Annotated in this window: 11 protein-coding genes and 1 tRNA gene; 3 read left to right on the plus strand and 9 right to left on the minus strand. The window is 54.9% G+C overall.

The features are described from left to right. Positions 1-233: 233 nt before the first annotated feature. The 3 genes from RT657_RS04705 to RT657_RS04715 all read left to right on the plus strand — a co-directional run bounded on the left by RT657_RS04705 (position 234) and on the right by RT657_RS04715 (position 3507). Positions 234-1259 (plus strand): LacI family DNA-binding transcriptional regulator, encoded by a 1026-nt coding sequence (locus RT657_RS04705; protein ID WP_313652826.1) that lies wholly within the window; start codon positions 234-236, stop codon positions 1257-1259. Positions 1260-1409: 150 nt separating this feature from the next. Further along, positions 1410-2327 (plus strand): TIM barrel protein, encoded by a 918-nt coding sequence (locus RT657_RS04710; protein ID WP_313652827.1) that lies wholly within the window; start codon positions 1410-1412, stop codon positions 2325-2327. A 10-nt stretch (positions 2328-2337) separates the two neighbouring features. Beyond that, positions 2338-3507: a Gfo/Idh/MocA family oxidoreductase gene (locus RT657_RS04715; protein ID WP_313652828.1), complete on the plus strand. Its 1170-nt coding sequence runs from the start codon at positions 2338-2340 to the stop codon at positions 3505-3507. A 127-nt stretch (positions 3508-3634) separates the two neighbouring features. On the opposite strand, the gene RT657_RS04720 is transcribed toward RT657_RS04715, so the two are convergent. The 9 genes from RT657_RS04720 to cutA form a co-directional block, all read right to left on the minus strand. Further along, the gene (locus RT657_RS04720) at positions 3635-4654 is read right to left on the minus strand and encodes a fimbrial protein (RefSeq protein WP_313652829.1); all 1020 of its coding nucleotides are present in this window, start codon (positions 4652-4654) and stop codon (positions 3635-3637) included. Then, the gene (locus RT657_RS04725) at positions 4654-5172 is read right to left on the minus strand and encodes a fimbrial protein (protein WP_313652830.1); all 519 of its coding nucleotides are present in this window, start codon (positions 5170-5172) and stop codon (positions 4654-4656) included. The genes RT657_RS04720 and RT657_RS04725 overlap by 1 nt, the downstream gene beginning before the upstream one ends. Further along, complete coding sequence (locus tag RT657_RS04730) at positions 5163-7691, minus strand: fimbria/pilus outer membrane usher protein (RefSeq protein WP_313652831.1); 2529 nt, start codon at positions 7689-7691, stop codon at positions 5163-5165. Before RT657_RS04730 ends, RT657_RS04725 begins: the two co-directional genes overlap by 10 nt. Before the next feature lie 11 nt (positions 7692-7702). Then, entirely contained in the window at positions 7703-8392 is a 690-nt protein-coding gene (locus RT657_RS04735; protein WP_313652833.1) for a molecular chaperone, read from the minus strand. A 50-nt stretch (positions 8393-8442) separates the two neighbouring features. Beyond that, on the minus strand, positions 8443-9027 hold the full coding sequence (locus RT657_RS04740) for a fimbrial protein (RefSeq protein ID WP_313652835.1): 585 nt from the start codon (positions 9025-9027) through the stop codon (positions 8443-8445). Between the two features lie 925 nt (positions 9028-9952). Continuing rightward, positions 9953-10028 (minus strand) — tRNA-Phe (locus RT657_RS04745). Between the two features lie 107 nt (positions 10029-10135). Continuing rightward, entirely contained in the window at positions 10136-10711 is a 576-nt protein-coding gene (gene dicD, locus RT657_RS04750) for a division control transcriptional repressor DicD (protein ID WP_313652836.1), read from the minus strand. 64 nt (positions 10712-10775) lie between these two features. Beyond that, positions 10776-12503, minus strand: coding sequence for a protein-disulfide reductase DsbD (locus RT657_RS04755; RefSeq protein ID WP_313652838.1), 1728 nt, complete (start codon positions 12501-12503; stop codon positions 10776-10778). Continuing rightward, complete coding sequence (gene cutA, locus RT657_RS04760; RefSeq protein WP_313652840.1) at positions 12479-12793, minus strand: divalent cation tolerance protein CutA; 315 nt, start codon at positions 12791-12793, stop codon at positions 12479-12481. The genes RT657_RS04755 and cutA overlap by 25 nt, the downstream gene beginning before the upstream one ends. Between the last annotated feature and the right edge of the window lie 20 nt (positions 12794-12813).

A 12813-nucleotide genomic window follows, 5' to 3' on the forward strand; every position in this document is an offset into this window, starting at 1 on the left:
CGGTCCCTGACTGAAGAGGACGCCTGTCTGTGCGCCGCTTTTGCAGGAGCCTTTCACCGGTTTTAGCAAATGACTGTTTTAAAGAGAATGCAGAAAGAAACAGATGTTTCATTTTTGCGAAAGCGATCAACTTTATGTGATGTTTTCTATCAAATCAATGAGAGGAAAAGGTGGCACCGCGATAGAGTGTTACTGCCACTAACCATAACAGAGCGTAAAGAAGGAAAAGGGGTATGCCAAAAGTGACGATGGCCGCCGTTGCACAGGCGGCGGGCGTAGGGGTAGCTACGGTGGATCGGGTGCTGAACCGTCGCGCACCGGTGCGCAGCACCACAGAGCAGAAGGTAATGGCGGCCGCCAGGTCGCTGGGCTATCAGCTGACACAGGCACACAGCCAGCATGTCGCGCCGCCCGCCGCGCAGGCGTTACGCTTTGGCTTTATCCTGCTGCCCGCGCGCTATTCGCTCTATCAGCAACTGGGCGAGGCGCTGAAACAGCAGGCGAAACAGCAGCAGCCTGCGGGCAGTGAACCGGCCTTCTGCTGGCATGACATCCATGACGTGGAGGCGGTTGCTCGTTCACTACGGCAGCTGGCGCAGTGCTGCGACGTGATCGCGCTGGTGGCACTGGATCATCCGCTGATTCGTCACGCGATTCAGGATGTTTCGCGGCTCGGCGTGCGGGTTTACGCTCTGTTCTCCGACTTCTCCGCCTGTGAACATGCGGGGTTTATCGGCATCGACAGTCAGAAGGCGGGACGCACTGCTGCCTGGATGGCCCGCCACCTGCTACGCCGGCCAGGATGCGTTGGCGTGCTGATCGGCGACCATCGCTTTACCTGTCAGGAGAGCAGCGAAATCAGTTTTCGCTCCTCCCTGCGTGAGTCGGGCATCAGCCAGCGCGTGCTGGAGCCGCTGAAAACGCACGAGACGGCAGAAGGGGGCTATCAGGCTACCCGGACGCTGCTGGAGAACCATGACGATCTGGTAATGATTTATGCCCCCTGCGGCGGCATTGAGGGCGTGGTACAGGCGCTGCGGGAGAGCGGACGCACGCAGATTGATCTGGTGTGCCACGGTCCGCTGCCCGGCGACGAGCTGGCGCTGATTGACGGCACCATCACGCTGATGCTGCGCCACCGCATTAAAGCGATGGCCGAAGCGGTGGTTGCAACCTGTGTGAACGGGCGGATAGAGCCGCGGGATCACTTTGCGCAGATTATCGTGCCCTTTGAAATTGTGACGCGGGAAAACCTGTAGAAATAAGAGGTTAGTTTTTGAGCGATAGAAAGTTATCATTAATTGATATTTTTAAAAGCGATCTTTATCAAAAAATGAAACTTTCATCGTTGTCTGAGATGAAATTTTTGTTTGATACTGCCAGCAGTTCTTACTGCAGAGGCAGACACCATGACCTTTCATATTGCTAATGCGCCCTGTAGCTGGGGCGTGGACGATCCCGCCAATCCCTGGCTGCCACCGTGGCAGAAGGTCCTGTCGGAGGCCGCGCAGGCGGGCTATCCGGCTATCGAACTGGGGCCGTGGGGCTACCTGCCCACCGATCCGGCTGAGCTGACCCGGCAGCTCAATGCGCATCAGCTTTCGCTGGTGGCAGGCACCCTCTTTGACGATCTGGTCAGCGAGGCCCATTTCCCCACGCTGGTGACGCTAACCCACAACCTCTGTCGCACGCTCGCCTGCGTCCCGACAGCGTCGAAAACCCCGGGGGCCAGCGCACCCTATCTGGTGATTATCGATTTCGGGAATCCGGTGCGGGCGAAATATGCCGGACAGTCAGATAAGGCCCCCCGGCTCTCTGCGGATGAGTGGCAGCGCATGATGCAGCACATTACCATTCTGAGCGAGATCGCCCGGCAGGAGTATGGTGTGCGGCCGGTAATCCATCCGCACGCCGGTGGCTGCATTGAATTCGCCGATGAGCTTGCGCAACTGGTCAGGGATATTCCACATCAGGTCGCCGGTTTATGCCTGGATACCGGCCACCTCTGTTACGCCGGGATGGACCCGGTTGCTTCACTGCAGCACTACTGGGACCGCATCGACTATCTCCATTTTAAAGACATCAATCACTCTGTCTGGCGGGATGCCCTTTCTCGCGGGCTCGACTTTTTCGCCGCCTGCGCACAGGGGGTAATGTGCCCGCTCGGGCAGGGCGCGATTGACTATCCGGCGGTGCAGAGGCTGCTAAGTGAGCGTCATTATCAGGGCTGGATCACCATTGAACAGGAACGCGATCCACGTCATGCCGACACCAGTCTGCGCGATGTTAAGGCGAGCCTGGACTATCTCCGATCAACCGGATTCTGAGGACAACAGGATGATTAATGGTAAAAAGGTTTTGAACCGTTCACTGCGCTGGGGCATGGTCGGCGGCGGCGGTACCAGTCAGATAGGCTATATTCACCGCTCTGCGGCACAGCGCGACGGTAATTTTACGCTGCTGGCCGGCGCGTTTGATATCGATGCGGCGCGCGGCGCGGCGTTTGGTCAGGCGCTGGGTGTGGAGCCTGAACGCTGTTACCCCGATTATGCCAGCCTGTTCGCCGGAGAAGCCGTACGCGATGATGGGATCGAAGCAGTGTCGATCGCCACGCCGAACAATACACATTTTGCGATTTGCCGGGCGGCGCTTAATGCCGGGTTGCATGTGGTGTGCGAGAAGCCGCTCTGTTTTACGGTCGAAGAGGCTGACGAGCTGGAAAAGCTGAGCCGCGAGAAGCAGAAGATTGTGGGCGTTACCTACGGGTACGCCGGGCATCAGCTGATTTATCAGGCCAGAGAGATGATTGCTGAAGAGGCGCTGGGTGAGATTCGTCTCGTCAACATGCAGTTTGCGCACGGTTTTCATCATGAAGCGGTAGAGCTGCAGAGTGAAAGCACCCGCTGGCGGGTCGATCCGCGCTTTGTCGGCCCGAGTTACGTATTAGGCGATCTGGCGACCCATCCGCTGTTTATCGCCGAAATCCTGCTGCCAAAACTGAGGATGACGCGCCTGCTCTGTTCGCGGCAGAGTTTTGTTGCCTCGCGTGCGCCACTGGAGGATAACGCCTTTGTGATGATGGAGTATGACAATGGTGCCGTCGGTACGCTCTGGGCATCGGCGGTCAATGCCGGATCGATGCACGGGCAGAAGATTCGGATTGTCGGGTCGAAAGCCAGCCTGGAGTGGTGGGATGAGCAGCCTAACCAGCTCCGTTTTGAAGTACAGGGCGAACCGGTGCGGATTCTGGAACGCGGTATGCCCTATCTCAGTCCGAAAGCGCTGGCAGAGGATCGTATCGGCGGCGGACATGCTGAAGGTCTGTTTGAAGCCTGGTCGAACCTTTATCGCCGTTTCGCGCTGGCAATGGACGCTACCGATCGCCGCGACCTCGCTTTTCTGCAGGATTTCTGGTATCCCGATGTCCATGCAGGGGTAATGGGCGTGCGCTGGGTCGCCAGGTGTGTGGAATCAGCGGATGCCGGCGCGACGTGGGTTGCATGCTGAAGGCGCTTAAGCCAGCGTGGAGAGGGGGATGTCCGCCGGACAGGGCATCCGGCGTTCACCTGTGACCAGTTATAAAGGCGCGGGCTTCGATTTTAAAAGCCCGCGATAGCCGGTCTGTGCGCACTGTTTACTGATAGGAAAAAGTAATACTCGCCAGAGCATTTGCGGTGCCGGGAACCAGGTCACCTGTACGGATATAGTGCGTCTGGAAAGGCAGTGACAATACCTGTTTTGCTGACGACGTGGTCTGGATAAAGAACTGGTTAAGCGTACCTGAAGCCGAACTGTCGGGGCCCATATTCAGCGGGCCGATACCATTGTAGAAAAACTGGACCCCCACGCCTGAGGCCGTTGAATCGCCGGTCAGTGTGACCACCGACGAGCGATTAGCGGGCGTCGTCTGGTCAGTCATCACCGCATTGACCGCAATCTGCTGGTCACAGGTCAGCGTGACATTGAATGCCCCGGCCGGTGAGGTACTGCCAACCGCAGACAGTGTACGGATGTCGAGCGTGCCCAGATCGACATTGGCACTTTTAGTATTGACCGTACAACCGCTGGCAGCCACCGTAATAGTGGCAGGATTAATAATGACCTGCGCCGTTTTGAATTCACTATTGTAATTGTAAGCAGTCAGAATGGCGGCATGGATAGTTGGTGTGGTGTACACGCCCGATTTCAGTGCGGCTCCCGTTTTAATAAAGGTTACTTTTGCTGACCAGCCCAGATCCTGCGCAAGGCCTGCTGTTCCTTGCGCGGGATAACTCTGAGTAACGCCCGATTGCAATGGAACATAATTCGAGCCGTTAAAATCTTTCAGGCCAATAATGTAGCCTACGCCAGGTACGCCTGTTTCAAAAATCGTGTAGTTAACGCCATCGACAGTCACTGTCGCACCGCTCAGTATTGCCGAAGGAGAAGGCTCAAGCGTGCCCTTTGTACAGACCCATAAAAAATCGCACCAGAAAACCTGATTGACATCAGCGGTCGCGCTCCAGGCAGAGCCAATGATCTCACCGGGTATTACGGAGTCTGCTGGCCCGGAATATTGCATGGGTTTGGGGGAGAGGATGATGTCTGATTTCCACTCCAGCGCCATCGCACCGGCTGAAGTGAGAAAGCAGGCAAGCAGCAGTAAAATACGCATTATTGGTACTCCGTGGTCCAGGTGGCGATAGCTGAAACGTCGCCAGCGGTTACGTCAGGGCCTGTAGCGGCGAGTCGGGCATAGAAACTTATCTGGACGCTGTCACTTCCTGCGACACCATAAGTTGTCGTCTGTGTGCCCAGCGGGACAAGTGCCCCCTCTTTATTCAGAATTTGCACGGCCACGCCGGTTGCGCCGCCTTTTGCCGTTTTGAGCAGTCGCGGATCAGTATCATCCGGTGTGCCGCTGAAGCGGATCTTCACCCCGGAAAACGTCGGCCCGCACGCTTCCAGCGTCAGGGTAAAAGGCGTCTTGATATTGCTTACCGCGCCCGCTTTGTTTAACTGTCTGGTACCGATGGCGCCAAGCGGAACATTTTTTTCCAGCGAATCCGCAGCGACCACGCAGGTATTGGCGATCAGATTGCCCGTAACGGAAACCAGCACATCGTAGCCACGGACCGGCATCGTGCAGGTCAACAGCAGGGTAAGGCACACCAGGCGGCGGATTACTGACATGTTCCCTCCAGGGTATAGAGGCCCGTACGGACATTGAAATCCTGCTTACTGAGCTGATAGTGCACAGTACAACGTGCTGCGTTATCTTTTCCCCAGACCGCGTTAAGGGTGCCTTTCAATGGCAGACCCGATAAATAGACGCTGCCGCCATCACCCACGATGCTGCTAATTTCGCTGTCTGCTAATGCAACGACGCTACCAAACGGTAAATCTGTACCCTGCTGCCGCAGAATAAACATCGCTTTTGCACCACGCTGAGTGGCGATAGTTGCTCTGACCAATGCGCCGTCAGTTGGCGTTGTGCTGATCATGGCGTTATCAAGTTCCACATCACTGCCTGCAGTTGTGGCATCGAGTCCGACCCGATTCACACGATAGGCTGTGGCATAAGGAATAACGGCATAACCTCTGCTGTCGGTTTTGATACTTCGATGGTTGAGAACGGAAACGTCGCTGGCACCGGGTGCTTTGATCAGAATATTCGTGTTGCCCAGCGGCTGGCTCAGCGTCAGGCCATCTTCGTGCAGTACTGCTCCTCCGCTGATGCCGTAACTCAGGTTGCGGGCATCATGTCCATAGCTGTAACCCAGATTGTACTGGCCACGCTGGTTTTTATATTGCAATGCAGCATCGCCGCCATACTGTTGTTGTGCGTTGTAGCGCTGACTGACGCTGTAATAGAGCTCATCGGTGCCGGGCACATAGCCGCTGACGCCACCGCTGTAGGTGGTGCCTGCTGATTTTCCCTGCGTGGTAGAAAAATGCGCGCGTGTCGAATTTCTGGCATCGCCAAAAGGTAGCGAAAGCGAAAACGCCACAATGTTATCCTTTTGGTCATCGTACAGTGTGGTACTGCGCTGGAAACTGACGCCCAGCGAAGCCATACGGAAGGTTGTATTCCACGCGAACTGGATGCTCTGAGTTGTTTGCGGGGTACGCCAGTAGGTTTGCTGGTTCCACGACAGAGACAGCGAGCCATATTCGTCCACCGGCTGGGTGAGCTGTAGCTGATTTCTGGTCTTGCGTGACATGCGGAGGTCATAGACTTTTTCATAGCGGGTTGTGACCGTGCCATCCGCTGCCACGACCTGCTCGGGTCTGCCACCATACATTCTTTTATACGCAGTATCGCTGAGGCTATAGAATCCCTGTGTGGAGTAACGCAGTGAATAGAAGTTAATGCGTGTTCCGATATCATTGAGCAATTTGCTATAGCGCAGACGCAACGAGTCCCCGCTATAGCGTCTCTCATCAGCAAGCTGACTCAGGGCATGAGTGACATCCAGCGAATAGGCCCCCAGATGCCCCAGGTTCTGACCGATACCCGCTGCAACGCCGCGATAGCGTTCAGATAACTGCGCACCGCCATAAAAAGTCAGTCCATATTTCCAGCCATAAAACAGTTCACCCTGGGCAAAGGCTGGCGCGTCCTGATTATTTACCGGCTGGAATTTTCCCGCACTGAGGGCATATTTAGTCTGACCGGGTCGGATCAGATTCGGAACGCTGGCGAAAGGTACGGTAAACCGGCTTTCGTAACCGTCACTCTCTTTGACCGTCACCGAGAGATCGCCACCTGAAGAGGTGGGGTAGAGGTCACTGAGAACAAAGGGGCCGGGTGACACGCTGGTCTGATAGATAATATTGTCATTCTGCCGCACGGTGACGACAGCACTGCTACGCGCAATTCCCCGGACTTCCGGTGCGTAACCACTCAGACTGGCAGGCAGCATATTGTCATCGGTTTTCAGTGTCAGTCCGCGAACCCCTACGGTGTCAAACACCTGCGATGAAGTGTAGGTTTCCCCGGCATAAAACTGTGCGCCCAGCGCCGGAATATCGCGCTGCAGCCAGGTCTGAACGTGGTTGAGTTTATGCGTATCTTTGGTCCATGTGGAGTAGTCGCGCAGCCGCCATGCGCCAAGATTTATACCGCTGTTCAGGCTGGCAAACAGCTGTTGATCGCGGGTTTCAGTCCTGCCTCTGTAAGTGTTATCTGAGCCATTGATGACATAGTTCAGCCATCCGGCGCGAATGCCATATTCCCAGCTCTCCGGGCTGACATAGCCACGTGGCAGATTGTGCATCCTGCTCTGAGGCAGAGTGATATCAAGGGTAAGGGTTTGCGTCCTGTAGTCGGTACTGCTGTCAGGGAACAGTGTTTTAAGAAAATAGCACTGCTTAGCCAGCGGCAGCGTGACCCCCTTTGCTTGTGACATATCTACACCCAGTGCATCAAGCTGGCTGGCTGTCAGACAGGGAGCCGTGACATCTTCCCCATTGGATTTATCCACTGCAAAGGTGACATTACCGGTGAAGGCATAATTCTTATTGATGTAAACATTGATATTATATTTGCCTGGCGGTAAATCGCTGCCTGTGTTGACCCAGGATAAGTCAGCCGCTGAAGCATTCTCGCCATTCAGAAAGGCGGGATTAAAGTGTAAATCGCTCTCCGCGGCGGTGGTATATCCGATAGCATGGCAAGCCACCACCGCACAAACGATTTTCTTTTTCACGCATTTCTCCCTTAATGAGTCTGGTTACGGTTCAATGGAGCGCGGGTTTCAGGTGTCCATGCACCGTAGTCATTGATGGTCTGAAAAGTCAGTGAGGCTGGCTGGCTGAATTTTTCCGCCAGTGTGAGCGTTGATTCTGGCGGCAACATCACAGGCTTAACCGCCTTACCATCTACTTTCATATTTATAGTGGTGATGAAATAGGGCGTTGGGTTGCGGAGGACGACATTTCCCGCCCTGTATTCGGCAGTGACTTTTTTCCATGCCTGGTTAGCATCTCCTCGCAATGAAATGGGACGGTAAAATACCTTAATGCGATTTGCAGAGGCGAATTGCAGAGAATTGCCTGCACTATTTTCCATTTGTTGCGGAATCGCCTTAACCGTCAGCCAGTAGAGAGATTCACGATCCTGTGGCAAAGACTTACCGTTGAAAATAATTTTCACCACGCTTTCAGTTGATGGTTTCAGAACATAAAGCGGCGGGGTAATAACAAAATCCTGTGTACGCGCACCGCTGGATGTTTCCATCCAGGACTGAATTAAAAATGAGGCGGTCGTATGGGTATTTCTGACCTGAAGGGTGGATTGCTTTGAATCCGAGGAGTAGACCATCCGTGTCGCACCTAATCCCACACCACCCGCCTGTGCTGTGGATGAAAACAGTATGGCAGTCAGAAAAAACCAGATAAAAGAACGCATTTTTTCTCCGGAATTCTATTCATGCCCGGTTGTTAAGCCGGGCATGACGATTACGAGTAGGTTACGGTATACGTGGCGACGGCACTGGCATCACCTGCAGTCGCCCCACCGGTTGGTGAATAGTATTTAGCGCTAAAGTTCAGTGTGTTAGAGCCTTTACGCAGAGGAATCGCTGCCGCCGACTCACCCAGCTTCACGACATTGCCCTGCTCATCATAAAGACGAATTGCCACGTTCTGCGCGGATGTTGAGCTGCCGTTTACCCCGGCAGCCAGGCTGTTGGCGTCATGAATGTCTGGTGTTCCTGAAAAGGTCACTGCGACTGTTGTAGCGGCAGCAGAATTCGCACTGGCAGACGCTGAAGTATCAGCAATGGCGCAATCTTCAAGCGCGATAGAGAATGTTTTACCCACCTTTGCTTCACTGCCTGCAGCGGCCAGCGTAGCCGTGCGGACCTCACCCATATCAACATCGATGTTTGCGCTGTTGGCACTGATGGCACAGGCTGATGTCACGACGCTTCCGTTAAAATTAACAGAGCCACCACTGGTGGTTGCCGCCAGGGCTGAGCTCATTGGAACAAGCGCTGAAATACCTAATGCCAGGAGATGTTTTTTATTAAATTTCATTTTCATAAGATTACCTTTATTGTTGGGCTCGCTTTATTTTTAAACCGCAATCGACAGTAAACAGAGAGAGTATTTTTACTGTAAATATATGAGATAGCCGTGCTGAAAGAGTTACGCATTACTTTTCGGCATTGATTATTACTGTCTTGCAGAACATTAAAGGATGGTGTGTGAGGGCTGGCTTCCTCCTGTTAATGAACAAGACGGAGGCATTATATAATTTATTTACTAAAAAAAGCATCTGCGGGTTTAATTATGTGCTAAGACAGAGAGTAAATAATCATTCTATATTTAAGTTTAATGTTAAAATTTTATTTATTTTTCTCCCTTTCTGGCAGGTAAATAAATCTTTCATTAATGTCAGTCGTCAAATTGGAATTTTAGGGTCTGTTTGCAAGAGGTTTAATCACCGTTTAATTTAAAGCTGAAAATAAGAATGTTATCTCTCGCCTTGCGAGTCTGTTCTGACAACGATCAGAAATAATCGTTTTAACTGTTAATGCGAAGCTTTCCGGATCTCCGGACAAAAGGTCCAGACCACAAAAGGCGCAAACAGCAGCATCCTTTGTAGAACAGATAGGATTATCGCTTGATCTGTGTAGCCAGAGAGGCTGACGGAATAAAGAGGCTGAGTGAGGGGAAAGAAAGCGAATTGAAACGTCAGAGAATGAAAAGATTGTTATGCCAGATATGCAGTCTGGCCAGACAGGGCAGGCTGCATATCTGACTAAAAAGAGGAGTGATATCACGTTGCCGGGGAAGGCAGATTTGCAAGGCCGCAAAGAAATCTCAGGAAAACGCTTTGTCGGATGCTGTTAGTCGAATTCGTCAGGAGCAGCACTTTGCCGCATGCAGCGGAGGTCGCAGGACGACTGAAAAGGGGAGTGGCAGCAGAAAAGCAAAAACCCGCCAGAGGCGGGTTCTTTAAATATGGTGCCCGAACCCGGAATCGAACCAGGGACACGGGGATTTTCAATCCCCTGCTCTACCGACTGAGCTATTCGGGCAACGGGGCGCATTAAACCGTAAAGGCCGCGGGTCGTCAACGGCTTTCACGAAAAAACCCCGGAAAACGTGACTGATTGCCTGATTTTCAGTCAGACTCCGTAAAACCTCAGGCCAGCGCACCCTGTTTCCGGCACAGCGCGATGCTGTAAACATCCTCCGCCAGACGCTGCGCGGTGGCGACATCCTGCACATTTCGTTTCACCAGCAGCTTGCTGAGACAGCCCTCCAGGATCAGCTCCATCTGGTCGGCGACCATGCTGGGGTTATCGAGCTCCTGCGCCAGCAGAATGTCATGGGTGAACTGCCAGGAGCCGCGTTTCTGCTTTTCCGCCAGTTGATGGATGGGCTGGTCGGGCTGCGGATAGAAGCTGCAGGCGGCAATAAACAGGCAGCCAGGGAAGCGGCCTTTGCTGACCTGCTCAGCCAGAACTTCGTAGCGTGCCATCAGCTTCTGATCCGGCGACAGCGACGTATCCAGCAGGATCTGACGTCGCCAGGTCTCAATCTGCTGCCCGTGATAGCGCAGCGCATCATAAAGCAGGGCGTCACGGTCGGGCCAGAAGAGCTGAAGCTGTTCTGACGATAATCCGGAACCCGCCAGGGTTTCCAGTGAGAGGGTGGCGGCGAGGCCGTTCTGTTCAAGCACATTCAAGGCATGCTCGAGTATCTGTTCACGCTGCAAGTGTCTCTCCTCTGGTCTGCAGGCCCGGCTATATCACCGGGCAATAATCTGACTCCAGTGTTGTTTATGGGGAAAGTTTCTGCAAATGCGCCCGGAAGTCGGCGGCATTGAGAAACCCGGTGAGACGCGATCCGGGTATTTCGTGGCCCTGCGCATCAAAGAATAATAGGGTCGGTAATCCCAGCACCTGAAGATGCTGCAACAGCGCGTTGTCGCTGGCACTGTTGGCCGTAACATTGGCCTGGAGTAACTGAACCTGACTCAGGCTATCGCGCACGGCGCTATCGCTAAAGGTATATTTCTCAAACTCTTTGCAGGCCACGCACCAGTCAGCATAGAGATCGACCATGGTAAGACGGCCCCCGGCTTTCTGCAGCGCGCTGTCGAGCTGCTGCGGCGTCTGAACTGGCTGAAACGGCAGCGCGGCCGCGGCCTGCTGCGCGGCAGAAGCGCCAAAGGCCCAATCCTGCAACGGACGGGCGCTGATCAGCGCAGCGGCCAGCATGATGATCTGCACCACACGCCATTTACCGCTGCTCGTGCGCAGGCTGACGCTGAACGCCCAGCCGAAGAAGGCCACGCCCAGCAGGCTCCAGAGACGTAATCCCCAGACATCGCCGATGACCCGCTCCAGCAAAAATACCGGCAGGGCCAGGATGACAAATCCGAACCCTTCTTTAACGGTCTGCATCCACGGGCCGCTTTTCGGCAGCAGACGGTTACCAAAGAGGGTAACGGCGATCAGGGGTAATCCCATCCCTACCGCATAAAGCCACAGCGTACCGGCACCGGCCCACAGATTGCCGCTCTGGGCGATGTAAAGCAGGATGGCGCTGAGCGGGGCAGTGGTGCAGGGCGAACAGATTAGTCCGGCCAGCGCCCCCATCAGGAAGACGCCGGGCAGCGATCCTCCCTGCTGACGATTGCTCCACAGGGTCAGGCGGGTTTGCAGGCTGGCAGGCAGCTGCAGCGTAAACAGGCCAAACATCGACAGGGCCAGCACGATAAACAGCACGGAGAGCGTCACCAGTACATAAGGGTGCTGCAGCGCCGCCTGAAAACGCAGACCGGCGGCCGCGACGATCAGCCCCAGCAGCGTGTAGGTCAGCGCCATGCCCTGCACATAGACCATCGCCAGCGCAAACAGCCGGCCCAGCGAATAGTGGCGCTGTCCGCCAAGGATAATGCCGGAAATCAGTGGATACATCGGCAGCACGCAGGGCGTAAACGCCACACCGATGCCGATTAGCAGCGCCCAGAGCGGAGAAAAAGGCAGCGGGCTTGCGGGCACGGGCTGAGCGTCAGTGGCAGTGGTGGCTGCCTCCGGCTTCGCTTGCGCGGGCACGCTGCTGGCGGCCACCGCGTTCAGCGGAACGGTGCGGGTTTCTGGCGGATAGCAGAACCCGGCGGCCGCACAGCCCTGATAGGTCACGCTGAGCGAGGCGCCGCTGGCGGCCTGTTGCAGCGTGACCGGGAGCGTCAGATCCTCAGGATAGATCTCACTTTTGCCAAAGAACTCATCTTCATGCGGCTGCCCGGCAGGCAGCGTCAGCGGCGCAATTGTCGCGTTCTGCGGCGTGATGTGGATCTGCTGGCGATAGAGGTAATAGCCTGATTTGACCCTCCAGTGCAGGTTGAGCTGCGCGCCCTGCTGGTCGAAGTCAAACGTAAACGCCTGGTCGACCGGCACGAAGCGGCGGGTCGACGGATCAGAGAAGAGGGATGCGTGCGCCTGCAGGCCGATAAACAGTGCCAGCAGGAGCGTAATTAAGCGAGAGATGCGTGCAGCCATGACAAGTATTCACTGTCTCCATATTGAACCGGCAGAGCCAGCAGTTCGGGTACGTCGTAAGGATGAGCCGCTTTGAGCAGGTCACACAGCGCCTGCTGACGATCGCTGTCGCACTTCAGCAGCATCTGAACCTCGCGGCTCTGCTCGATCTTTCCCTGCCAGCGATACCAGGAGGTCACCCCCGGCAGCAGAGTTACACAAGCCGCCAGTCTGGCATCCAGCGCCAGGGTCGCGAGCTGTTGCGCCGTGGCCTGATCGGGCGTTGTGCAGAGGATAACGACAGCATTCATCCGAAAACTCCTGTTTAAAA

This window comes from Pantoea sp., assembly GCF_032114055.1.
Classification (GTDB): domain Bacteria; phylum Pseudomonadota; class Gammaproteobacteria; order Enterobacterales; family Enterobacteriaceae; genus Pantoea.

What these genes read in the sequence shown, in the direction of transcription:
- RT657_RS04705 (WP_313652826.1), top strand. Translation starts at nt 234, where the DNA reads ATGCCAAAAGTGACGATGGCCGCCGTTGCACAGGCGGCGGGCGTAGGG.
- RT657_RS04710 (WP_313652827.1), top strand. Translation starts at nt 1,410, where the DNA reads ATGACCTTTCATATTGCTAATGCGCCCTGTAGCTGGGGCGTGGACGAT.
- RT657_RS04715 (WP_313652828.1), top strand. Translation starts at nt 2,338, where the DNA reads ATGATTAATGGTAAAAAGGTTTTGAACCGTTCACTGCGCTGGGGCATG.
- RT657_RS04720 (WP_313652829.1), bottom strand. Translation starts at nt 4,654, where the DNA reads ATGCGTATTTTACTGCTGCTTGCCTGCTTTCTCACTTCAGCCGGTGCG.
- RT657_RS04725 (WP_313652830.1), bottom strand. Translation starts at nt 5,172, where the DNA reads ATGTCAGTAATCCGCCGCCTGGTGTGCCTTACCCTGCTGTTGACCTGC.
- RT657_RS04735 (WP_313652833.1), bottom strand. Translation starts at nt 8,392, where the DNA reads ATGCGTTCTTTTATCTGGTTTTTTCTGACTGCCATACTGTTTTCATCC.
- RT657_RS04740 (WP_313652835.1), bottom strand. Translation starts at nt 9,027, where the DNA reads ATGAAAATGAAATTTAATAAAAAACATCTCCTGGCATTAGGTATTTCA.
- RT657_RS04755 (WP_313652838.1), bottom strand. Translation starts at nt 12,503, where the DNA reads ATGGCTGCACGCATCTCTCGCTTAATTACGCTCCTGCTGGCACTGTTT.
- cutA (WP_313652840.1), bottom strand. Translation starts at nt 12,793, where the DNA reads ATGAATGCTGTCGTTATCCTCTGCACAACGCCCGATCAGGCCACGGCG.